Genomic DNA, 22,581 nt, shown 5'->3' on the forward strand with positions numbered 1-22,581 from the left:
TTGGAGCACCAAATTGGTTTTCCAAATATAAGTTATTTTTCGAAATAAAACTTTAAAATCAGTTTCTGCCTAATATTTGCGAAATTTTATAATTATAGACGAAAGTGAACACTACAACTATCTTTTTAGCCTATATTAAGTAAAATGGGTAGAGTCAAGAGTTCTGGAGAATTTAACTGATTCTAATAAAGGTGGAACTGAAGCTAACTTACAAGAAAATCTAAGCTATAGTCCCATTGAATTTTGGTGAATTGCTAATCTAGAGAAAGAGTATAAAAGAGTTAAAAAATCAAATAAGCCATTCAAATATCTATTTGTTTTTATCTGGGTTGTGCTGAAAACAGTATCCATTTGCTATACTAGTTTGATGCTTACATCTGGAGCCGGCCTTTGTAGTTCCTCTACATTGAACAGTGGTAGATTGTCCGCTTACTCTTTTTTTTGATACTAAGTTAGAAACTGAAGCTGTTGGTGGCTTACAAATTTTACAAGCTGTCAATCCTATTTGGACAGCACTACTTATATTCATTACTTTGGAAACATTTTTTACCATTCTACAGCTAGCCAAATGGTATTTCGCACCTGAAGGCGTTTTATAAACGCTTTGGCTTTTCACTCCAAATGAAACTAGTAAAAGAAAAACTATTTTTATAAACTTCATGATTAATTTTCTTTTCTAGCTAGTGATAAACAATAATAAATTACATGATTTAGTGATCTTTATCATCATTTTCAATTGTTGTTAAAGCTATTTGAGGTTACTTATAACCAATTTATGGAGGTAGTGAACGACTGCTCTTAAAATCTATGATAATGCAGTCGATACAAATATAGCGATTCTATCTAGGTTGCTTATTTATTTCAAACAAATGAAAGATGCAAGAAGTGAATTTATGTTATAAGTGAGAAATTACTATGAAACTCTACTCTTATTAGATGATTTTTATGCATCAGGTTTTAAAACCGGTAACCGATTCGTAAATGTAGATTTACAGCTGTCTCACTTTCATTTTCTAAATAACCTGCTTGTTTTGCAAAAACATACCTATAACCTACTCCAATTCCTGTTTCATAGTTAAAGTGATTTCCAATGTTTCTTCTAATTCCCCAAGTTGGTATAATGGATACATCATTGATGATATTAATATTGTCGTAATTAGAAATTACAAACCAGTCTGGATGATATGTTAATTTGAGTGAAACAAAATTCCCATTGTTTCCGTCAGTTCTTCTTGATTTTCGCTCTCTTTTATTCAGGTTATAATACCATTTTGGTTCAACAGTAAGAACTGGAGTCATCAAAAAACCTGTACCGTCGTAATAATCTCCACTCCAAATTCCGCTATCGAGCCCTATTTCGGTGCGTAGTGCAATCTGATTAGACAATTTAGCTTCATTGTGTGCCCAAATACCAAGTAGTCCTATTTGAATACCAGAGACACTTTTTTCAACGCTTGTATTTTGAGACTTTGCAGTTAATGATAAACTGATCATTACTAAAGTCAAAATTGTTTTGTTCATAGGTTATTTATTATTTAAATTCTGTCTTATAATATGTATACTTTTTTAGCCATTCCCCATTTTCGTTGACTTCCTCATATCCTTTTACATAAAAAATGTTATCCGTTTTCCATGCAATTTTATCGATTGCAAAGTCTTGTGAACTATAACTTGCATACTCACTTAAATATTTCTCTCGAGAACTACTATCGTTAATTTTCAAAATTCCAATGTCACAGTTTTTATGTTCGTAAACGGAATTGTAGAAATAAACAAAATATCTGTTGTTAATAGATGGTATTTGTAATTTTACTGCTCCATCTCCAAATGATATAATATGGTACTCATAATCATTCACGCTATCCAGTAAAAATAATTGTTCAAAACCTAAATTATCAGATGTTGAATTTTCTTGAATAGCAAAAAGTTTTAAGTTCGAATAATACCCTAGATACTTAAATCCGCTCCAGCTTTCTTCACCACCATAATCACGGTAATTTTTAAACTTATGTTTTCTTAAAGCTGTTTGGATATAAAAAAAATCATTGTTTTGAACTGGCTTTGTAGTTTCGATGTATTTTTTCGGTTCTATCGATAAAAATTCACTTTCAGTAACAGTTTCAAAACTTAACTTCGGTAGTTTTTCAAAGTTGTCATAGTAACCGATTTCAACTTTTTTAACACTGTCAACTTTCAAATCATGTTTTGCAGATATTATTTTTTTCTGGTAGGCTATATCCGTTTTTCTTGCCGTGATATTTTTTTTCGGTTTCTTGTCATTGCAAGATGCTGATAAAACTATCAATGTTAAAAACAATATTCTTCTCATTATTCTCAATATTTTTTTAATATTAACCAAGGCTTTGTACAGTAAATATTGCTAGAAATTCGCAATTACTAAATTTTCAATCAATCGAAAATTTGACAAAAAAGATAGCCTTGAATCAATTACATATGCTGCAATTTTAACAAGCTGCTGCATTGTTAGACAATGGCCAAATATAACAAAAAGGAAAATTTAAAAATGTTCTTTCTGTAAATTTAGTCATGCAAAGACGAAATTAATGCATTTCAAAATTGCTCACCAATGTTTACCAAAATAGAAATTTTACCCAAAATTTAATTAGTACAAATGCAGATTTCATATCTAAATCAAACTATTCTGCAAACGTTTGCATATCTATTATTAATTTTTTATTTTTGATTTCCTCTTTTATATTACGCGCTGAAAATCAATTATTTAAAATAATACCATGATAAGAAAAATTACCCTCCTCTTTCTTCTAACTTTTTCGGTCGTTAGGTCACAAACTCCGACAGTTGGGTTGCTTTTTTTAGATAACGATGTCTCTGAAGGTTATACGCTATTTTCACCAGAAGTAAATAATGCAGTGTATTTAATCAACAATTGTGGTCAAAAGATAAATGAGTGGACATTTACAGACTTACCGGGAGCAACATGCTATCTTTTAGAAAATGGAACTCTGCTACGAGCAGGCAAAGATAAATTAGAAATTAGAGATTGGAATAATACAGTGCTTTGGAATTATGAGATGAACGCAAATGGATTAAATCAACACCATGATATTGAACCACTTCCTAATGGAAATATTTTATGCATTATTAGAGATAGTTATACTAGCACAAACATTATTGCTAAAGGGAAAAATCCCCTTAATGTAGATCAAGAAATTGATTTGGATAAAATAATTGAGTTAAAACCAGTGGGGATTAACAGTGCTGAGATTGTTTGGGAATGGAAATTTATAGACCACCTAATTCAAGATTACGACAATGCAAAACCAAATTTTGGTACTATTCAAAATCATCCTGAACGTATCGATTTAAACTATGTTGATTCTGATATTGAAAGTTTCGAGAGAAGTTACACTCACGTGAATGGTATTGATTATAATGCAAAGCTGGATCAAATTATTATCTCTGCAAGAAATCTAAATGAAATTTATATTATAGATCACAGTACTACAACCGCCGAAGCTGCAAGTGATACTGGAGGTAATTCTAATCTTGGCGGAGCTATTTTGTGGAGATGGGGCAATCCAAGAGTTTACAAACAAGGAGGAGCTGAAAATCAAAAATTATTTAAACAGCATGATGTTAAATGGGTAGAACCTGGATATTTGGATGAAGGTAAAATATCTGTTTTCAACAATGGAGCATACGAAATCAGGGCTTACAGTACAGTGCACTTGATAGAACCTGAAATTTCTAACAATGCATACACCAAAGAAAACAATACTTTTATACCATCAAATTTCAACTGGTCTTGGGGTGGCACAATTTTAGAAAAAACCATGTACGAAGAAATAAAATCTGGAACGCATAGTCTTCCAAATGGTAACTTTATTATCTGCGAAAGTTCATTGGGACAGGTTTCTGAAATTACAAAAACGGGTAAACACGTTTGGACTTATAAAAATCCATCCGGAACTAGCCTTTTTAATCAATTCGAAAGTGTTTCCCCTTTTTTTAACTCCATCTTTAGAGCCGAAAAATATCCCATTAATTATAAAGGTTTTTCAGGAAAAGACTTGACTCCTAAAGGTACTATTGAAAATGAAAATTCCATTTCAAACACTTGTGCAACGCTAAGCATAGTTCAAAACGAAATAAATACTATTAAGATAATAAATCCCGTTATTGAAAATATCTTAAGATTCAATCAAAATATCAAGCTGGATGTGATAAAAATTATTGATGTTAATGGTAAAGAAGTATTCAAAACCAAAAACTTTATTAACGATCATATACGACTTAATGTAAAATCAGGACTATATATTATCGAATTCGAAAAAGAAAAAATCATCAAACGAATAAAAATTTTAGTGAAATAATTCATAGTGCAGTTCCCTACTTTACTAAAAATATTTTAATAGCGATGCTTCTCACTTTTTTAGTTCGTCTTTCATCTTATGAGCATTTGTTATTAGTTCTTTTCCAACAGTAAAATTTTTTGCAACTGAAAGATCAATTCCTTTTTTGTTATTGTCAAGCCAACGGATGAGTTTTTCTTTATGGAAATAGTAGCGGTCTTCTTTTACAATGGTTTTATTAGGGTCAAAGGTTATGCTATCATTAAATTCTTTAGTTTTTTTCGCATCCCAGTAAATAGGTCTGTTGTATTCATAGTCAGTATAAATGACTATCGATGGCTGTGATTTTAATTAATAATTTTCAGTTTTATAAAGGCTTCTTTAGTTGCACTTAGACGTATTGCTGGAAATTCGTCCATAGTTGTATTTTGTTTTTCGATATTAGTGGCGAAAAAATAAACAGAATTATTGGTTTCTAAATATCCAACTAACCAACCATTATTTATTTCACCTCTCATACCCCAACCCGATTTTCCACTTAAAACATAATTTTCAGTTTTTTCAATCTGCATTATGTCTTTCATTATATTTTCTGTTCTTTTTGAAATCGGTAGTTTTGAATAATATAATCTTTCTAAAAAGTCAATTTGTTGCATCTGCGAAAATTTTGATTTTCCTTGTAACCAAAAATCATCAATTGTTAAAGTATCTACTACCATTCCGTTATAATTCAACTTTTTCAAATAAGATTTCATTCTCTTTACACCAATCTTTCTAGCAATTTCTTGGTAACAAGGAACACAAGAAACTTGAAAAGCTTCTTTGAAAGTTAAATCTTCTTCCCATTTTTTAAATCTACGTTTTTCTCCATCCCATTTAAAAACTGTGGAATCACTTTTAATTATTCCAGTTTCTAATGCAATAATAGAATTTGGAATTTTAAAAGTAGATGCAGGAATAATTCCTGTTTTTGTCCATGCAAAATCATTCGAATAATACTTTTTATTTCCTACATCGTAAATTAAAATTGCTCCTGTAACCTTCAGACTATCTAAAACATTTCCAAATTCAGATTTTTTAATTTCACTTGGTTTTAGATTTTTTATTTGACAGTTTGCACTAAAATTAACTAATAGTAGAAGATTTAAAAGTAAAGCTATTTTTCGCATCTTTAATTTTATTTATTTTGAGGATTCTTTCTAAGTTGTAACAGCATATTTTGCCATTTCGAAATAGCTGGAAAATTGTGATCGTTCAACTTAGAACTTGACGAAAACTTAATATCAAGCAGCAATTCCAGTAAATGTCGGAATTGTTACAAATATGGGTTAGAATTTTGAGTTTCTATTTAATTCCAAACCCCATTCATTTCTGTTAGTATAATCGGCTTCCCATCGGTAATAACGATTGTGTGTTCATGTTGAGCCATAAAACCACCTTTATTACCAACCATTGTCCAGCCGTCATTTAGTTCAACAGCTTGTGATGATGTTGTTGAAATGAAAGTTTCTATGGCAACAACAGCGTTTTTTTTAAATCGTCGTTGGTCATATCGGTTTCTGTAATTTAATAATTCATCTGGCTCTTCGTGTAAACTCCTTCCAATACCGTGTCCACCAAGATTTTTAATGACTTTATAACCTCTTTTCTTCGCTTCGTTTTCCATCAGAAAACCGATGTCTGCAATTTTTACTCCACCTTTAATATTGTCAATTGTTTTCTTTAAGATCTCTTTAGAGGCATCAACTAGCTTTTGGTGCTGATGAATATCTTGTCCGAGGACAAATGAATTTCCATTATCAGACCAAAAACCATCAAGTTCTGCTGAAACATCTATATTTATCAAATCTCCTTCACAAAGTATTCTCTTGTTCGATGGAATTCCGTGACAAAATTCGTTATTTACACTTATACAAGTAAATCCAGGGAATTTATAAGTCACAAAAGGTGCTGAATTGGCTCCCAAATCCTTTAAAATACTTCCTCCAAAATCATCAATTTCTTTAGTAGTCATACCAACTTGCGCAAATTTTTTCATTTCTTTTAGAGTGTAAGCAACAGCATCACTTACTTTTCTCATTCCAATTAATTCTAATTCACTTGTTATAGACATAATATTTTACTTTTTAAATTTTAAATTAAATTCTAACTCAAATTTCCTTATATTAAAATAGGATTGGGATAAAGTTCCGAGCTTTTTTTTAAATATGTACAAATTCTTCTATTATAAAATCGTTTTTTACATACATGCTCCTTATTTTTTTTATAAGACTGCTAATGTCTGTACGTCTTACAACCTACACCCTACATTAATTTAACTAACTTGAGAGTAAAAATAGTAGATTTAGGCTACAATCACATGACTTATAGCATAAAAATTTAGATTAGGTTTCTGCTTTTATACATTAGCGGAACGCTAGTATAGGTTTGGGGTAGACTTATTTTTAGGACGAGACAAATTATTAATATTTATTTTTATAATTTGTAAGCACGAGCGGGACGCTCGCGCGAACTGGGGACGATGCATTACATAGGAACGGTTAATACCTGCAGTTTTTTTTATTTAGTTTTCTCTCTTACTTAATAATATATCGTCTTCAATTTTCAGAAGAATTAATATAAAAATTTTCAAAATTACATTATAATCATTTTCTTGAACATCTTTTGATTCAGAGTTTGAACCGTGAATATATTTATTTCGTAAATCTAAACCATTAGAAAATTCTTTCTTATTTAAATTATAATTTAAATAGCGTATTTCTTCTCGAGTAAACAAAGAATTTTCAAATTCCACTTCATTCTGCTTTTCTAACTCAATTAAAATTTTTTGTATTTCTAAAGGGAAATGCCAAAAACTTATAACCTCTTCATAGTAAAATGAACTAAAAATAAGAGACATAATTCTGTCAACTCTAATAAAGTTATTGATGTCAAAAAAAATGATTTTCTTCTCTAATAAATAATCAATTTCACGTTTTTGAAACCCTTCAAATATGTCATAGGTGACATTTTCATTTGAAAGCAGTTCATACAGAAAATTATATTTTTTTTTAAATGGGTCAATATAAGTTAAAAATGAGTGTGTCGAATATAAACCATATTTTATGCGATTAATATTCTCGCCTTTAGGATATACATATTTAATCGCTACTTTGCTTTTTAGTTTGCTAAAATATATAGGAGAAGAGTTAAATCGTAACAATTCAAAATCTATTTCACCGTCTTCAATAAATGTATGGTATTGTTTTAATAGAAATTCTAATTCAGGTGCTAGAATACGCACTTTTTCATAAAATTCTGTTTCTTTTGAAGGTATTGATATTTTTAATTGTTCAATACCATAGACTTTTTGTAGAATTTCTAAAACGACAAAAGAAATGGTATCTTCAATGTCAATATTTTTATTTTTTAAGTAATACTTATATAAAGCAAATTGTCCATTAGAGAGAAGTTCTTTTTGAGTAAATTTTATATATTTTAAAAATTCTCCTTTTGAACGCATAAAAATTCTATCCATCGTATCCAATTCGCAATTGCGATGCACTAAATTCATACAGCCTTGAAAATTGACATATTCAAAATAACAGAGTGAAATTTTTAAATATAGAAAAAAAATCTGTTGTGTTATTGAGATGATTTTCGCTATAAGTATAGGTTAATCTATTTTGTACTTCATTGTATTCTAATCTTTTAAGTTCTATTTGTTCTCCAGAAATTCCTATTTCAACACCATAAGATATACCATTGTTCTTCTCGAAAAATGATTTTGTAATTTCACGCTCTTTTTTAGAAGCTCTAAATTTAGTTTTATAATCCAGTTTTAAATTTTGAGAATTTACAATGAGATTAATGTAATTTAAGTTCGGTTCCGAAAGTGAAATATATCGATTAATCAATAATTCAATTTTAGCAGATGAAAAAATTTTAGGTATGTAAATTTTTTTCTTCTTACTTAATGAAATTTCCTCGTAGTGAGATAAAATTATTTCAGCAGTTTCGGGATTTTTCTCAAAATGCTCTAAAATTACTTTTGAATAGTAATTTACTAATTCTTGATTACATAAAACGTCTTGGAATATATATTTTTTGGATGTCAATAAAGTAGACATCAGACTAGAATCAATTTTTTTAAATAGACTTAATTTGTTGAATAATTCCCAAAAATTATGAGTATACTGAAAATTTATTTCTTTAAAAATTTTAATGAAATTTGAGTTGTCGATTGTTAAAAAAAAGTTCTTTATTAATTCCCAAAACTCATCTGCTATATTTTTATATTTTTGGAATTTTTCATCGGACCACGTAGGTAATCGAAGATTGTTTTTAAAGTATAACTGAATATTATACAGTTCTAATAAATCATTGATCACAAAGGAATTGTTCTTATCAAATAATTGAATTATTTTTTCTGCATTTTTTAAATTTATTCCACTGCCTAAATCATCATTTGAATAATAAACAACCCTTCTTAAATCATCTGACATTTCCTGTTATTTTGATTATGAATTTAAATTATATTTCTGATTCCGAGGAAAATTACTGCCAACTAGCGTATAGATCAGACAAAATAGGTCATATCACACCAATATCGGGTAGATACGTATGATAGATATTATTATTTATTTTTCGAATATAAGAAAATTATCAATGCAAATAAAGAATATTCTCACTAGCCCCGATAGCAGTAAAAATCCTCTTGTATGGCGATAGCCAATACTAGAGATTGTAACGAATAGCGGGACCAAACACTATTAAGTAACGAAATCATTCTGCTCTTGAAAAAAAATAGAGGCACAAAAAAAAAGCGAAGTAAATAAATACTCCGCTTTTTAGTTTTATTATCGTTGTAGGACTTCGACTCCCGATGCTTCGGGACAGTCTGACAACGATATGAATCGTGAATTTAATTTTAGTCTATGGCTTCGACAAGCTCTGCCTGACAACTAAAATTATACGATTTTTTTCATTGCAGTCATTGACTCTCTCAACCATGCTCCAACTTCTTCAACCGGGTGGTTTCTGATGATAGCGTTTACTTCGATCAATTCTTTGTTGTCAACTCCGTTAGAAGTGTTTCCGAATGCACGACCTACCATGTTTGATGGTGCGTTTTTCACGTACTCAGCGATTAATGGTTTAGCAGCGTGATCAAACAAATAACATCCGTATTCAGCAGTGTCAGAAATTACACGATTCATTTCGAACAATTTCTTTCTTGCGATTGTGTTTGCAATAAGTGGTGTTTCGTGTAATGACTCGTAGTAAGCCGACTCTTCGATGATTCCAGATTCAGTCATCGCTTCAAAAGCTAATTCTACACCTGCTTTTACCATTGCTACCATTAAGGTACCGTTATCGTAGTATTCTTGCTCAGAGATTTCAACATCACCAGCTGGAGTTTTTTCGAAGTTAGTATCTCCTGTTGCAGCTCTCCAAGCCAATAAGTTTTTATCATCATTGTTCCAATCTGCCATCATTGTACTAGAGAATTCTCCAGAAATGATATCATCCATGTGTTTTTGAAACAACGGACGCATGATGTCTTTTAATTCTTCAGATGCCTTGAATGCAGCAATTTTAGCTGGATTAGACAATCTGTCCATCATGTTGGTGATTCCACCGTATTTCAATCCTTCTGTAATAGTTTCCCATCCGTATTGGATCAATTTTGAAGCATATCCAGCATCAACGCCTTCTGCTACCATTTTGTCAAAACATAAGATAGAACCAGTTTGCAATAATCCGCAAAGGATTGTTTGCTCACCCATTAAATCTGATTTTACTTCGGCTACGAAAGAAGAACGCAATACTCCTGCTCTATCTCCTCCTGTTGCAACAGCGTATGCTTTTGCTTGTGCCAAACCGTTTCCGTTTGGATCGTTCTCAGGGTGAACTGCGATTAATGTAGGTACTCCAAATCCTCTTTTGTACTCTTCACGTACCTCAGAACCTGGACATTTTGGTGCACACATAATAACTGTTAAGTCTTTACGAATTTGCATTCCTTCTTCAACAATGTTGAAACCGTGAGAATACGCTAACGTAGCTCCTTGTTTCATCAAAGGCATGATTGCAGTAACAACAGCTGTGTGTTGTTTGTCTGGAGTCAAGTTACAAACTAAATCAGCAGTAGGAATTAGATCTTCATAAGTTCCAACTGTGAAACCATTATCAGCTGCATTCATGTAAGAAGCTCTTTTTTGAGCGATAGCCTCTGCACGTAATGCGTAAGAGATATCTAATCCTGAATCTCTCATGTTCAAACCTTGGTTTAAACCTTGAGCTCCACAACCTACAATAACTACTTTTTTCCCTTTTAAAGCAGTGATTCCATCTACAAATTCAGATTTATCCATGAATTCGCAAACGCCTAATTGTTCTAACTGTAATCTAAGTGGTAATGAATTGAAGTAATTTGCCATTTTTTAATATTTGTTTATATTTAATTCTTGTAATAATGTTGATATTTCCATTGGTTCTTTTGAAACTGAAATTCGTCCTGAACGAACAAATTGCATGATTCCAAAAGGTTTTAATTTTGCGTGTAATTCGGTAATCTCTGAACGTCTACCTGATTTTGAAATCACGAAGAATTTGCGAGAAACGGTTACAATCTCTGAATTGCTCTCTTTGATGATATTCTGAATTTGTCTTTCGTCAAAAAGCAAACCTGATTCGATTTTGAACAAAGCATTTTCAAGAAAAATCGTTTCGTCATCTTCATGATAAAATGCCTTAATCACCTCGATTTGTTTTTCGATTTGACCCACAATATTTTTGACCCATTTTTCTGTAGTATCCACTACAATGATAAATCTAGAAACGTTTTCGATTTCTGACTCAGAAACGTTTAAACTTAATATATTGATGTGTCTCTTTAAAAATATGCCCGATATTCTGTTTAACAACCCAACGTTGTTCTCTGAATATACTGAAATGGTGAATGTTTTATTTTCCATTTTTTAATGTTTGAAGTTTTGTGTTCAAGCGTTGCTTATTGCAAGTGCAGATATTCAACGCTTAAACTTTAAACTATTTTATGATAATCTGATATCTGAAACCGAAGCTCCTGTTGGTATCATTGGGAATACGTTATTTTCTTTTTCTACCATAACTTCTAGGAAGTAAGCTTCTTTGGATGCCATCATTTCTGCCACAGCTTCGTCTAGTTCTTCTCTTTTAGTTACTTTTCTAGCTTTGATATAATATCCTTCTGCTATCGCGCAAAAGTTTGGATTTACCATTACTGTTGATGCATATCTATTGTCAAAAAACAATTCTTGCCATTGGCGAACCATTCCTAAAAATTCGTTGTTTAATACTACGATCTTAACGGGAACCTTAGTTTGATTGATGGTTCCTAATTCTTGAATGTTCATTTGAAAACCACCATCACCAATTACCGCTACTACTTCGCGATCTGGTCTTCCCATTTTCGCTCCAATAGCTGCTGGTAAAGCAAATCCCATTGTTCCCAATCCTCCTGAAGTAACATTACTTTTGGTTTGATTGAATTTTGAATAACGACAGGTAAACATTTGGTGTTGTCCCACATCCGAAACCATGATTGCGTCTGCGTGAGAGTGCTTGTTGATCATTTCGATAGTTTCCCCCATAGAAATTCCTTTTCCATTGGTTGGTGCTAACTCCTCATTGATTACTGCCTCTAACTCAATATCATAATGCCTTTTGAATTCATTATGCCATTCTGTATGAGAATTCTTTTCGATCTGAGGTAACAACTCAGTTAAAGCATCTTTTAAATCTGCTAAAACAGCAACTGCCGTCTTTACATTTTTATCTACTTCTGCAGCGTCAATTTCGAAATGAAGTACTTTGGCTTGTTTAGCATAGGTTTTAAGATCACCTGTAACACGGTCATCAAAACGCATACCCAATGCAATTAAAACATCGCATTCGTTGGTCAACATATTCGGTCCGTAGTTACCGTGCATTCCTACCATACCAACATTAAAGTCATGATCGGTTGGTAAAGCTGATAAACCTAAAATAGTCCAAGCAGCTGGAATACCTGCTTTTTCGATTAATTCTTTTAATTCTGCTTCTGCTTCACTTAAAACAATTCCCTGACCAAAAATGATCAAAGGTTTTTTGGCACTGTTAATTATAGCAGCAGCTTCTTTCACTTTTTCTTTATTCAAGATTGGTTTTGGATGGTAGCTACGAATATCAGTACATTTTGTATAACTGAAATCTAACAAATCAAACTGTGCATTTTTGGTAATATCAATCAATACAGGTCCCGGACGTCCAGATCTAGCAATATAAAATGCTTTTGCCATAATCTCTGGAATCTCATGCGCTTCTGTAATTTGGTAATTCCACTTTGTAACTGGAGTCGAAATGCCAATGATGTCTGTTTCTTGAAACGCATCTGATCCTAGCAAATGTTTCCCCACTTGACCGGTGATACAAACCAAAGGTGTAGAATCTATTTGTGCATCTGCAATACCTGTCACCAAATTGGTAGCTCCAGGTCCTGAAGTTGCAATACAAACCCCTACTTTACCAGTAGCTCTTGCAAAACCTTGCGCAGCATGTGCTGCTCCTTGCTCGTGACGAACAAGTACATGGTGTAATTTATCTTGAAATTTATATAATTCGTCGTAAACTGGCATGATGGCTCCACCTGGATAACCATAAACCAAATCTGATCCTTCTTCTAGTAAGCACCTAATAACGGCTTCTGCTCCGCTTATTCTCATATTATTTTGGGCTTTGGGCTTTTGGCTTTGGCTTTTGGCTGACAATTTTGGTTGTCAAATTTTAGCGCTAAGCGTTAAGCTTATTATTTTAATATTTTAATATACTATTTCATTTTAGGTTCTGAGGTATAACTAAAAGCCAAATGCTTATGCTAATAGCCTAGGCTTAAAATTTATCGGTTACGCATCCTTCAGAAGCACTAGAAACCGATCTCATATATTTAAGTAAAACTCCTTGTTTGATTGGTGATTCTGGTTGTACCCATGCCGCTTTACGCTTTGCAAATTCTTCATCAGAAATTTTCACATCGATAGTGTTTTTTACAGCATCAATAGTAATCACATCACCATTTTCAATCAACGCTATCCCTCCACCTTCATAAGCTTCTGGTGTAACGTGACCTACTACAAAGCCGTGAGATCCTCCAGAGAAACGTCCGTCAGTAATCAAAGCAACTGTGTTACCCAAACCAGCTCCCATTATAGCAGATGTTGGTTTCAACATTTCTGACATTCCTGGTCCACCTTTTGGTCCGCAGTAACGAATAATTACTACGTTTCCTGGCTTCACTTCACCTGCTTGAATTCCTTTGATTACTTGTTTTTCACCTTCAAAAACTACAGCTGTACCTTCAAAAAATTCTCCTTCTTTACCGCTAATTTTAGCAACGCAACCTTCTGATGCAATATTACCATATAAAATCTGAATATTACCAGTCGATTTTAATGCTTTTTGAATTTCGAAAATAACATCTTGACCATCTTGTAAATCAGCAACTGAAGCTAAGTTCTCGGCAATAGTTTTCCCTGTAACAGTCAAACAATCCCCATGTAGCAAACCAACTTTAAGTAAATATTTCATTACTCCAGGAACTCCACCTACGTTGTGTAAGTCTTCCATCAAGTATTTACCACTAGGTTTTAAATCGGCCAATAATGGTGTTTTGTCACTTATGTCTTGAAAATCTTTTAATGTTAATTCGATACCTACAGCATGTGCCATTGCAATTAGGTGCATAACAGCATTTGTAGAACCACCTAAAACAGCTACCATAGTAATCGCATTCTCAAATGCTTTACGTGTCATGATATCTCTAGGCTTAATATCTTTTTCGAGTAAAATTTTGATTGCTTTTCCAGCATCAATACACTCTTGTTTCTTTTCTTGACTTAATGCAGGATTAGAAGAACTATAAGGCAAACTCATACCCAATGCCTCAATTGCTGATGACATTGTGTTAGCAGTGTACATACCACCACAAGCACCTGCACCTGGGCAAGCATTTTGAATTACACCTTTGAAATCTTCTGGTGTAATTGTATTCTTTATCTTTTTCCCCAAAGCTTCAAAAGCAGAAACGATATTTAAATCTTCTCCTTTCCATCTACCTGGGTGAATAGATCCACCATATACCATAATAGAAGGACGGTTTACTCTACCCATCGCCATTAAAGCTCCTGGCATATTTTTATCACAACCTGGTACAGCAATCATACCATCGTACCATTGTGCTCCCATAACTGTTTCTATAGAATCAGCAATAACGTCACGAGAAACTAATGAAAAACGCATTCCGTCATTTCCGTTTGAAATACCATCACTAACACCAATCGTATTAAAAATCAATCCGACTAAATCTTCTTTCCAGACACCTGTTTTTATATCTTTTGCCAAATCGTTTAAGTGCATGTTACATGGATTTCCATCATAACCCATACTTACAATTCCGACTTGCGCTTTCTTTAAATCTTCTTCAGTTAAACCAAGTGCGTACAACATGGCTTGTGAAGCGGGTTGTGTTTCGTCTTGCGTTATTGTCTTACTGTATTTATTTAATTCCATTATATATATGTTTGTATCTGTATTGTGTTGTTTGTCTCTTATAAAATTGTCGATTGTCCTATACTTACATTATCATTGTTGAAGTATAATAAATCTTGCTTGTTTAAAATGAAATTGGAAATAAAATCTCCCACTTCATTCGTTCCGAATTTTGACTCTGGATTCAAGTCAGAGGTGACGACTTTTAATGCAATTGCTTTTTCAACAGCTTCGTGAATCTTTTTAGCCTCTTTATCCAAACCAAAATGTTCCAACATTAAAGCTGCCGATAATATAGAAGCAAATGGGTTGGCTGTGTTTTTTCCTTTCGCTTGATGGTAAGTTCCATGCACAGGTTCAAATAATGAATGTGATTCTCCTAGCGAGCTAGAAGCCAACATTCCTATCGATCCAGTAATGATACTCGCCACTTCTGACAATATATCTCCAAATAAGTTTTCGATCAAAATAACATCAAACTGTTTTGGTTTTGCTACGATCTGTTTTGCTGCATTATCAACAAAAAGATAATTCAGCTCTACATCTGGATATTGTTTGCTTACCTCGGTAACTACTTTTCTCCACAATCTAGAAGTCTCCAAAACGTTTGCCTTGTCAATTAAGGTTACTATTTTATTTCTTTTTTGCGCTGCTTTAAAAGCCAAATGTGCAATTCTTAGAATTTGACTTTCAGTATAAGTACATAAGTCAGTAGCAACTTTTCCGTCTTCACTAAGAGTTTTTTCGTCGAAATATATTCCGCCAGAAAGCTCTCTGTAAATCAAAAAATCAGTTCCTTCTATAATTTCTTTTTTAAGAGGAGAACTGCTCAACAGGCCCTCGTAAGGTTTGATAGACTTACTGTTGGCATACAAACCTAATCCTTCTCTTAACTGAAACAATCCTTGCTCTGGACGAATTTTCGCCTCAGGATCATTATCGTATTTTAAATCTCCAATTGCACCAAACAAAACAGCATCTGTATTAAGACACAAGTTAAGTGTTTGATCTGGGAGTGGTTTTCCTGTTTTATCTATAGCCGCAGCTCCAATGAGAGCTTCCTCAAAAATAAACTCATGGTTGAACATTAAAGCTGTAGCGTTTAATGCTTTCATGGCCTGCAAAACTACTTCAGGACCTATTCCGTCTCCTGCAAGAACTGCTATTTTTAAATTCATGGCTTGGTGTATTAATTTCTTACTAAGTCGTCTTGCAAATTAGAAGCTTCTATGATTTGATGAATATCATCATCCATAACTTCTTTCTTGATATCAGCGTATTTCAAAAATTCAACATAAACAATGTCTAATTGAACCTTTGTTAATTCGTAACCTACTTTTTTAGCTCTGTAAGCCAATGCTGCTCTTCCGCTTCTTGCTGTTAAGATAATCGAAGACTCATTTACGCCCACTTCTAGCGGATCCATGATTTCGTATGTTTCTCTGTTCTTAATCACACCGTCTTGGTGAATTCCAGAACTGTGAGCAAATGCATTTGATCCAACAATTGCTTTATTAGGCTGCACCATCATTCCCATACTGTCTGATACCAAACGACTCATTTCGTTCAATTGTTTTGTATCAATATCAGTATAAAGGTTTAAATAAGGATGTTGTTTGAAAATCATCACTACTTCTTCAAGAGCTGTATTTCCTGCACGCTCACCAATACCATTGATAGTACATTCTATTTGTCTAGCACCGTTCATTGCTCCAGCAATTGAGTTTGCAGTTGCCATTCCTAAATCATTGTGACAATGACATGAAATCGTAACATTTTCAATTCCTTTTACGTTTTCTTTCAAGTACTTTATTTTTTCACCGTATTCATGGGGCAAGCAATATCCTGTTGTATCAGGAATGTTTAATACCGTAGCACCCGATTTAATGACTTCCTCACAGACTCGTGCCAAGAAAGCGTTATCCGTTCTTCCTGCGTCTTCGGCATAGAATTCTACATCTTCAACATAGGTCTTAGCGTGAGCTACAGCAAATTTAGCTCTAGCAATTATATCTTCTGGTGTTGTATTTAATTTATGAATGATATGAGATTGAGATGTCCCAATTCCTGTATGAATACGAGGTCTTTTTGCATACTGCAAAGCTTGACCCGCAATATCTATATCATTTTTTACTGCACGTGTTAATCCACATACGGTTGCATTTTTTACAATTTTACTAATCTCAGAAACAGATAAAAAATCACCAGGACTAGAAACAGGGAATCCAGCTTCGATGACATCAACCCCCATCCCATCCAATCGTTCTGCTATAACGAGTTTCTGTTTGGTATCTAATTTACATCCTGGGACTTGTTCTCCGTCTCTTAAAGTGGTATCAAAAATTTGAACTTTCTCTCTATTCATTTTAATTTATTTAATGTAATTTCACAACTTGATAACAAATATATATTTCATTAGTTTATTACAAAAATCAAATAATTGAAATATACTACTTATAAAGGGATTTAACACCCTTCAAACAACTGAATAACAACAACTTAAGTACATTTATTTTACAATGGCTAACCATCAAAAAGATTTTTTATTTGTTTTAATAAAATCGCTTTCAAAGTCTGAAAAAAGACAGTTTAAAATATTTGCAAGCAGGTTGGAGACAAGTACGAATACAAAATTCATTGAATTATTCAACATCTTAGACAAATCAGAGGTTTATGATGAGAAAATAATTCTGAAAAGTGGTGTCATAAAAAAAGTGCAATTATCCAATCTTAAATCTTATTTGTATAAGCAAATATTGGTAAGCATACGCCTGAATGTACCGAGTCAAAATATTCGCTACCAATTACGCGAACAAATTGATTTTGCTACCATTCTATATAACAAAGGATTGTACAAACAGAGCTTAAAAATATTGGATAAAACCAAAATTCAGGCATTAGAAAATGACGAAAAGTACATTGCTTTTGAAATCGTTGAATTTGAAAAGTTAATAGAGTCGCAATACATCACCCGCAGTATACAAGGACGCGCAGACGAACTAGTTGTACAAGCAAAAGAGCTGAATTACCGCAATACCATATCAAGTAAATTATCAAATTTATCACTACAACTATATGGTACAATGCTTAAAACAGGTTATGTCAAGAATGATGAAGAGTACAAATATATTGATGACTATTTTGTAAAACATATTGCAAAGTTTGATGAGAAGAAGTTTGGCTTCAGAGAGAAATATTGGTTTTACAATGCCAATTTATGGCGCAGTTTTTTGGTGCAAGATTTTGTCGCTAGTTATAAATTTGCCTATAAATGGGTGACTTTATTCTACGACAATCCAAATATGATTTACCTGAATCCCGTTTTTTTCTTAAAAGGAAATAATTATTTTTTGGAGTCTGTTTTCATGTTGAAATACCAAACTAAATTTAAGAAATATTTAGATCAACTAGAAAATACAATTCAAGATCATCGCTTTCCTGTAAATGATAATATTTCGTCGCTAGCTTTTTTGTATCTGTATAATAATAAGCTAAATTATCATATCTTAGAAGGCTCATTTGAGGAAGGTGAATATTTGATTCCGATTGTAATCGATAAAATAAAAATACACAGCGATCACTTAGACGAACATCACGAAATGTTGTTCTACTACAAATTTGCTTGTATCTACTTTGGCTCAGATAAATTTACAGAATGTATCTATTATTTAGAGAAAATCATCAACAATAAAAACCTTACCATGCGAGAGGATTTGATGTGCTTTGCTAGATTACTGTATTTGATAGTACATTATGAGTTAGGGAAAGATTTGCATCTTGAAACTCAAATAAAAAACACTTATAAGTTCTTATTGAAAATGAATGATTTGCACGAAGTTCAAAAAGAGATCATTCGCTTTATGCGAAACCTGAACTCCATCTATCCTTCTGACATCAAAAAGGAATTTGTAAAAATGAGAGAAAGATTTATAGAGTTAGAAAAGATTCCTTACGAAAAAAGAGCGTTCTTATACCTTGACATTATTTCATGGTTAGAAAGTAAAATTGAAAATCGCAAAATTGGCGATATCATCAAAGAGAAAGCAAAATTAAACAACCGATAATAATTAAATTAAAAATATATAATTATGCAAAACATTCCCAGCGTTGATTTAGGAGATTTTTTATCGAATGATCCTAAGCGAAAAGAAAAATTTGTAAACGAAATTGGAGCTGCATTCGAAGATATTGGCTTCGTAGCATTAAAAGGTCATTTTTTGGACCAGAAATTAGTTGAAGAATTATATGCCGAAATCAGAAATTTTTTCAGCCTGCCCTTAGAAACAAAACAAAAATACGAGGACCTTACAATCGGTGGACAGAGAGGTTATATTTCCTTTGGAAAAGAGCATGCAAAAGGCCGTAAAGAGGGAGATTTAAAAGAATTTTGGCATTTTGGTCAATATGTTGATGAGAATTCAAAATATGCGTCTGAATATCCAAAAAATATTGAAGTAACTGAACTTCCTCGCTTTAATGTAGCAGGAAAAGAGGCTTACCAAATGCTTGAAAAAACTGGAATTTATGTTTTAAGAGCCTTGGCATTGCGTTTAGGATTAGACGAATTTTATTTTGACAAATATGCCGAAGAAGGAAACTCTATTTTACGTCCGATTCACTACCCTCCTATCATATCTGAGCCCGACAATGCGATACGCGCTGCAGCACATGGAGACATCAATTTAATCACATTATTGATGGGTGCTCAAGGTAAAGGATTGCAAGTTCAAAACCATAATGGAGAATGGATTGATGCAATCGCACAACCAGATGAATTGGTGATTAATGTAGGTGATATGTTGTCGAGACATACCAATAATAAATTAAAATCGACTATTCATCAGGTAGTAAATCCACCAAGAGAATTGTGGGGAACTTCAAGATATTCTATTCCGTTCTTCATGCATCCTGTAAGCGATATGAAGCTAGACTGCTTGGAAAACTGTATCGACGACGAGAATCCTAAACAATTTGAAGACATTACGGCAGGAGATTTTCTGTACGAACGTTTGGTTGAATTGGGATTGATTAAAAAATAGTTTTGATATTCAAAATTTATGGAACGCAGATTTGAGAAATAGGATATATCTAAAAAGTCATCTAAATTCTCAAATCATTGTTCCAAATTAAATAAACGCCATACAAAGCAATTTGCAAACAGTAGAGATTAAAAATTTGCCCCATCAATAATTTACGAAATGATTATTTGGTATTTATTGCGATGTTTTTAATGAATTTGGCTAGACTACAAAAAGCATAACAAATAATGAGCAGATTTCTTAAATTAGAATAATTTCTTAAATCTGTTTTTCCAAAAAAATGTAAAATGAACCTAGAAGACCAATTAAAAAATCTCTTTCCTGATCATGTAGTCAGTAATGAACCGGAAGAAATTGACAATACTCCACACGAATTATATGTTCAAAAAGAACCTATGATTTGTAAATATGAAAAGAGAAAAGGAAAACCAACCACTATTATCGAAGGATATGAAGGCGACGAAGAAGATTTTAAAATTCTTGCCAAAGAATTAAAAACCAAGCTAAGCGTTGGCGGAAGTTTTAAGAATGGTTCTTTAATTTTACAAGGTGATTACCGTGATAAAATAATGGAACTACTCAAAGCAAAAGGTTTTAAAGTTAAACGTGTTGGTGGATAATTCAAAATAAAAAACTATGATAGCAGCATCAGAATTAATATTAAACCCTGACGGTAGTGTTTATCACTTAAATCTAAAACCCGAAAATATCGCTCATGACATTATATTTGTGGGTGACCCAGACCGGGTTGAAAAAATCACACAATTATTTGATTCTATAGAGTTTTCGACCCAAAAAAGAGAATTTAAAATAGAAACAGGTACTTATAACGGAAAAAGAATTACCGTAATTTCTACAGGAATTGGAGCCGATAATATTGATATTGTCATAAACGAATTAGACGCTTTGGTGAACATTGACTTAAAAACACGAACGATAAAAGACAAATTGACGTCTCTAAATATTGTTCGAATAGGAACATCCGGCTCTTTGCAGGCGGCTATTCCGGTAGATAGTTTTGTTATGTCAAAGATGGGATTGGGTCTTGACAGCATGCTCCGCTCCTATGAAGCAAACAAGGTTACTAATAGCAGTGTAGAAGATGCTTTTATAAAACACACAAATTGGGATCAACTTAAGGGCCGACCTTATGCTGTAAGCTGTTCTGAAAAACTGGAAAAACAGTTTGAAAATGCAACTATCTTTAAAGGAATTACAGCTACGGCAGGAGGTTTTTATGGGCCGCAAGGTCGAATTCTTCGTTTAGCAATTCAAGACGAAGGATTAAATCATAAAATGGATAATTTCACTTTCGAGAATAACAAAATTACTAATCTAGAAATGGAAACTGCCGCCATTTATGGTTTGTCAGCCTTATTAGGACATCAAGCACTTTCTCTAAATGCTATTATTGCAAATCGTGCCAGTGGTACTTTTAGCGAAGATCCCAATGCAGCAATCGAAAAACTAATCGAATATACATTAGACAGATTTTAAACAGTAAACTGCTTACAAATATCCAAGAAATTTAAATTATTTTCCAAAATGGACCATTTAAATTAGTTTCTTAAATTTCTCAAATTTGTTTTTCATAAATCAAAATCATGAAACTTAGAATAGCGCGTCATACAAATGATTTGGAAAAAATCAGTGCTTTTTACACAAGCATTCTAAACTTAGAAGTTTTAGGTGGTTTTAAAAACCACGATTATTATGATGGTTTGTTCTTAGGCAATTCAAGCTTTGATTGGCATTTGGAATTTACCAAAACTACAGAAACTACCGAATTTAATTACAATGATGATGACCTTCTTGTTTTCTATCCTGAAACCCTAACTGAATATCAATCAATCATTGATACTATTACTAATAATAATATCGCTTTTTTAACGGCAAAAAATCCGTACTGGAATCAGAATGGTAAGGTGATTGAAGATCCTGATGGTTATAAAATTGTAATCTCTAATATAAAAGCTGTATAATGAGTATCATTATTGAAACCGAAAGATTGGTATTAAGAGAATTAAATAATTTAGATGCAGAAGGTATGTTTGTACTTGACAGTAACCCTCGTGTGCATGAATATTTAGGTAAAAATCCAGTATTTTCAATCGAAAAAAGTAGGGAATATATTGAAAACATTAAAAAACAATACCTTGAAAATGGGATAGGACGTTATGCAGTCGTTTTAAAAGAAAATAATCAATTTATCGGCTGGTGCGGAATAAAATTTATCACCTTACCTGAAAATAATCATAATAATTTTTATGAAATAGGATATCGCTTAATAGAAGATTATTGGCAACAAGGATATGGATACGAATCGGCTAAAGCTTGGTTAGACTACGGTTTCAATACAATGAATATTAGAACGCTATATGCATCGGCAAATATTGAAAATAAAGGTTCTCGACGTATTCTGGAAAAAATTGGTATGGTTCCTATAAATGAGTTTGTCTGGAACGGAATCCCATGCATGTGGTATGAAATAGAAAATGTAAAATTTAAATTGGATTAAGATTTACCATATACATTAACTAGACTACGAGAATTAAATTTAAAGCAATAAATTAAACCTAGATTTAAAAGACAATTCGATAATAGCTAAGAAATATCAGCCTTATATCCTACCGATACTTAAATTTAGATTAGAATTTGTT

General features: G+C 32.5%; 20 protein-coding genes. 7 read left to right on the forward strand and 13 right to left on the reverse strand.

All coding sequences use genetic code 11. The features are described from left to right. Positions 1-310 precede the first annotated feature (310 nt). The 3 genes from LXH21_RS10700 to LXH21_RS10710 all read right to left on the reverse strand — a co-directional run bounded on the left by LXH21_RS10700 (position 311) and on the right by LXH21_RS10710 (position 2,329). Positions 311-661: a DUF5763 domain-containing protein gene (locus tag LXH21_RS10700; protein WP_239865591.1), complete on the reverse strand. Its 351-nt coding sequence runs from the start codon at positions 659-661 to the stop codon at positions 311-313. A gap of 296 nt (positions 662-957) precedes the next feature. Beyond that, the gene (locus LXH21_RS10705) at positions 958-1,521 is read right to left on the reverse strand and encodes a hypothetical protein (protein ID WP_239865593.1); all 564 of its coding nucleotides are present in this window, start codon (positions 1,519-1,521) and stop codon (positions 958-960) included. 10 nt (positions 1,522-1,531) lie between these two features. Then, positions 1,532-2,329: a hypothetical protein gene (locus LXH21_RS10710; protein ID WP_239865595.1), complete on the reverse strand. Its 798-nt coding sequence runs from the start codon at positions 2,327-2,329 to the stop codon at positions 1,532-1,534. Between the two features lie 424 nt (positions 2,330-2,753). On the opposite strand from LXH21_RS10710, the gene LXH21_RS10715 reads away from it, so the two are divergent. Further along, positions 2,754-4,355, forward strand: a complete 1,602-nt coding sequence (locus LXH21_RS10715) for an aryl-sulfate sulfotransferase (RefSeq protein WP_239865598.1) — start codon at positions 2,754-2,756, stop codon at positions 4,353-4,355. Between the two features lie 326 nt (positions 4,356-4,681). On the opposite strand, the gene blaOXA is transcribed toward LXH21_RS10715, so the two are convergent. The 10 genes from blaOXA to LXH21_RS10765 all read right to left on the reverse strand — a co-directional run bounded on the left by blaOXA (position 4,682) and on the right by LXH21_RS10765 (position 17,247). Then, positions 4,682-5,503, reverse strand: a complete 822-nt coding sequence (blaOXA, locus tag LXH21_RS10720) for a class D beta-lactamase (protein ID WP_239865600.1) — start codon at positions 5,501-5,503, stop codon at positions 4,682-4,684. A gap of 179 nt (positions 5,504-5,682) precedes the next feature. After that, a complete protein-coding gene (gene map / locus LXH21_RS10725) occupies positions 5,683-6,447 on the reverse strand; it encodes a type I methionyl aminopeptidase (protein WP_239865602.1) in 765 nt (254 codons plus the stop codon). Between the two features lie 450 nt (positions 6,448-6,897). Next, positions 6,898-7,836, reverse strand: coding sequence for a hypothetical protein (locus LXH21_RS10730; RefSeq protein WP_239865604.1), 939 nt, complete (start codon positions 7,834-7,836; stop codon positions 6,898-6,900). 73 nt (positions 7,837-7,909) lie between these two features. Continuing rightward, positions 7,910-8,818, reverse strand: coding sequence for a hypothetical protein (locus LXH21_RS10735; protein ID WP_239865606.1), 909 nt, complete (start codon positions 8,816-8,818; stop codon positions 7,910-7,912). 465 nt (positions 8,819-9,283) lie between these two features. After that, complete coding sequence (gene ilvC / locus LXH21_RS10740) at positions 9,284-10,756, reverse strand: ketol-acid reductoisomerase (protein ID WP_239865607.1); 1,473 nt, start codon at positions 10,754-10,756, stop codon at positions 9,284-9,286. Between the two features lie 3 nt (positions 10,757-10,759). Further along, entirely contained in the window at positions 10,760-11,293 is a 534-nt protein-coding gene (gene ilvN, locus LXH21_RS10745) for an acetolactate synthase small subunit (RefSeq protein ID WP_239865609.1), read from the reverse strand. A gap of 78 nt (positions 11,294-11,371) precedes the next feature. Beyond that, positions 11,372-13,060, reverse strand: a complete 1,689-nt coding sequence (gene ilvB, locus LXH21_RS10750; RefSeq protein WP_239865611.1) for a biosynthetic-type acetolactate synthase large subunit — start codon at positions 13,058-13,060, stop codon at positions 11,372-11,374. 166 nt (positions 13,061-13,226) lie between these two features. After that, complete coding sequence (gene ilvD / locus LXH21_RS10755; RefSeq protein ID WP_239865613.1) at positions 13,227-14,903, reverse strand: dihydroxy-acid dehydratase; 1,677 nt, start codon at positions 14,901-14,903, stop codon at positions 13,227-13,229. Positions 14,904-14,941: 38 nt separating this feature from the next. Beyond that, complete coding sequence (gene leuB, locus LXH21_RS10760) at positions 14,942-16,060, reverse strand: 3-isopropylmalate dehydrogenase (protein ID WP_239865615.1); 1,119 nt, start codon at positions 16,058-16,060, stop codon at positions 14,942-14,944. Between the two features lie 11 nt (positions 16,061-16,071). After that, positions 16,072-17,247, reverse strand: coding sequence for a 2-isopropylmalate synthase (locus LXH21_RS10765; RefSeq protein ID WP_239865617.1), 1,176 nt, complete (start codon positions 17,245-17,247; stop codon positions 16,072-16,074). A 154-nt stretch (positions 17,248-17,401) separates the two neighbouring features. On the opposite strand from LXH21_RS10765, the gene LXH21_RS10770 reads away from it, so the two are divergent. The 6 genes from LXH21_RS10770 to LXH21_RS10795 all read left to right on the forward strand — a co-directional run bounded on the left by LXH21_RS10770 (position 17,402) and on the right by LXH21_RS10795 (position 22,439). Further along, the gene (locus tag LXH21_RS10770; protein WP_239865619.1) at positions 17,402-18,946 is read left to right on the forward strand and encodes a hypothetical protein; all 1,545 of its coding nucleotides are present in this window, start codon (positions 17,402-17,404) and stop codon (positions 18,944-18,946) included. Between the two features lie 24 nt (positions 18,947-18,970). Beyond that, a complete protein-coding gene (locus LXH21_RS10775; protein WP_239865621.1) occupies positions 18,971-19,921 on the forward strand; it encodes an isopenicillin N synthase family dioxygenase in 951 nt (316 codons plus the stop codon). 287 nt (positions 19,922-20,208) lie between these two features. Further along, a complete protein-coding gene (locus LXH21_RS10780) occupies positions 20,209-20,541 on the forward strand; it encodes a translation initiation factor (RefSeq protein WP_239865623.1) in 333 nt (110 codons plus the stop codon). 16 nt (positions 20,542-20,557) lie between these two features. Then, positions 20,558-21,418, forward strand: a complete 861-nt coding sequence (locus LXH21_RS10785; protein WP_239865625.1) for a nucleoside phosphorylase — start codon at positions 20,558-20,560, stop codon at positions 21,416-21,418. A gap of 107 nt (positions 21,419-21,525) precedes the next feature. Then, positions 21,526-21,903, forward strand: coding sequence for a VOC family protein (locus LXH21_RS10790; RefSeq protein ID WP_239865626.1), 378 nt, complete (start codon positions 21,526-21,528; stop codon positions 21,901-21,903). After that, positions 21,903-22,439 carry a GNAT family N-acetyltransferase gene (locus LXH21_RS10795; protein WP_239865628.1) on the forward strand — a complete coding sequence of 179 codons (537 nt, stop codon included), beginning with the start codon at positions 21,903-21,905 and terminating at the stop codon, positions 22,437-22,439. Before LXH21_RS10790 ends, LXH21_RS10795 begins: the two co-directional genes overlap by 1 nt. Positions 22,440-22,581: the final 142 nt, after the last annotated feature.

Source organism: Flavobacterium algicola (genome assembly GCF_022399565.1).
Classification (GTDB): domain Bacteria; phylum Bacteroidota; class Bacteroidia; order Flavobacteriales; family Flavobacteriaceae; genus Flavobacterium; species Flavobacterium algicola.

Excerpts from the sequence above, each read along its gene's own strand:
- LXH21_RS10775 (WP_239865621.1), top strand. The coding sequence starts at position 18,971 with ATGCAAAACATTCCCAGCGTTGATTTAGGAGATTTTTTATCGAATGAT.
- LXH21_RS10710 (WP_239865595.1), bottom strand. The coding sequence starts at position 2,329 with ATGAGAAGAATATTGTTTTTAACATTGATAGTTTTATCAGCATCTTGC.
- LXH21_RS10715 (WP_239865598.1), top strand. The coding sequence starts at position 2,754 with ATGATAAGAAAAATTACCCTCCTCTTTCTTCTAACTTTTTCGGTCGTT.
- LXH21_RS10790 (WP_239865626.1), top strand. The coding sequence starts at position 21,526 with ATGAAACTTAGAATAGCGCGTCATACAAATGATTTGGAAAAAATCAGT.
- LXH21_RS10780 (WP_239865623.1), top strand. The coding sequence starts at position 20,209 with ATGAACCTAGAAGACCAATTAAAAAATCTCTTTCCTGATCATGTAGTC.
- LXH21_RS10795 (WP_239865628.1), top strand. The coding sequence starts at position 21,903 with ATGAGTATCATTATTGAAACCGAAAGATTGGTATTAAGAGAATTAAAT.
- LXH21_RS10735 (WP_239865606.1), bottom strand. The coding sequence starts at position 8,818 with ATGTCAGATGATTTAAGAAGGGTTGTTTATTATTCAAATGATGATTTA.
- map (WP_239865602.1), bottom strand. The coding sequence starts at position 6,447 with ATGTCTATAACAAGTGAATTAGAATTAATTGGAATGAGAAAAGTAAGT.
- blaOXA (WP_239865600.1), bottom strand. The coding sequence starts at position 5,503 with ATGCGAAAAATAGCTTTACTTTTAAATCTTCTACTATTAGTTAATTTT.
- LXH21_RS10700 (WP_239865591.1), bottom strand. The coding sequence starts at position 661 with ATGAAGTTTATAAAAATAGTTTTTCTTTTACTAGTTTCATTTGGAGTG.
- LXH21_RS10770 (WP_239865619.1), top strand. The coding sequence starts at position 17,402 with ATGGCTAACCATCAAAAAGATTTTTTATTTGTTTTAATAAAATCGCTT.
- LXH21_RS10765 (WP_239865617.1), bottom strand. The coding sequence starts at position 17,247 with ATGAATAGAGAGAAAGTTCAAATTTTTGATACCACTTTAAGAGACGGA.
- LXH21_RS10705 (WP_239865593.1), bottom strand. The coding sequence starts at position 1,521 with ATGAACAAAACAATTTTGACTTTAGTAATGATCAGTTTATCATTAACT.
- LXH21_RS10785 (WP_239865625.1), top strand. The coding sequence starts at position 20,558 with ATGATAGCAGCATCAGAATTAATATTAAACCCTGACGGTAGTGTTTAT.
- ilvD (WP_239865613.1), bottom strand. The coding sequence starts at position 14,903 with ATGGAATTAAATAAATACAGTAAGACAATAACGCAAGACGAAACACAA.
- ilvN (WP_239865609.1), bottom strand. The coding sequence starts at position 11,293 with ATGGAAAATAAAACATTCACCATTTCAGTATATTCAGAGAACAACGTT.
- LXH21_RS10730 (WP_239865604.1), bottom strand. The coding sequence starts at position 7,836 with ATGCGTTCAAAAGGAGAATTTTTAAAATATATAAAATTTACTCAAAAA.
- ilvB (WP_239865611.1), bottom strand. The coding sequence starts at position 13,060 with ATGAGAATAAGCGGAGCAGAAGCCGTTATTAGGTGCTTACTAGAAGAA.
- ilvC (WP_239865607.1), bottom strand. The coding sequence starts at position 10,756 with ATGGCAAATTACTTCAATTCATTACCACTTAGATTACAGTTAGAACAA.
- leuB (WP_239865615.1), bottom strand. The coding sequence starts at position 16,060 with ATGAATTTAAAAATAGCAGTTCTTGCAGGAGACGGAATAGGTCCTGAA.